Source organism: Mesorhizobium sp. M4B.F.Ca.ET.214.01.1.1, from assembly GCF_004791545.1.
In the GTDB taxonomy this organism is placed as follows: domain Bacteria; phylum Pseudomonadota; class Alphaproteobacteria; order Rhizobiales; family Rhizobiaceae; genus Mesorhizobium; species Mesorhizobium abyssinicae.
On record NZ_SRUX01000210.1, the window covers coordinates 1 to 320 of the forward strand.

The window sequence follows — 320 nt, forward strand, 5'->3', positions numbered from 1 at the left end:
TGGCAGGCTGGTGATGTTCAACGTCACCGATTCCCTGGAAGGAACGCCACCATGACCAAGACAGAAAGTAAGACCGCCAGCGCTGCCGTCAAAGACATTCTGCTTTCGAATCCGGATGGATTGCACGAGGTGATCCGCGCGGTGATGCAGGAGGTGCTCGAGGCCGAGATGGACGAGGCGCTGGGTGCTTCGAAGAGCGAGCGCACGCCGGAGCTCTCGGCTATCACGCGCGCTACTACGGGCGGAGAACTAGCTGCGCACCTACGGCGGTTCGATAATCCCAAGTTTCAAAGCTTTTACAACAGCTACCGTTCTGCTGG

The 320-nt window shown here is 58.4% G+C and carries 1 pseudogene; it reads left to right on the forward strand.

The features are described 5' to 3' along the window. Nucleotides 1-51: 51 nt before the first annotated feature. Nucleotides 52-245: pseudogene (locus EN857_RS33935) on the forward strand (transposase); the annotation flags it as partial. Nucleotides 246-320: the final 75 nt, after the last annotated feature.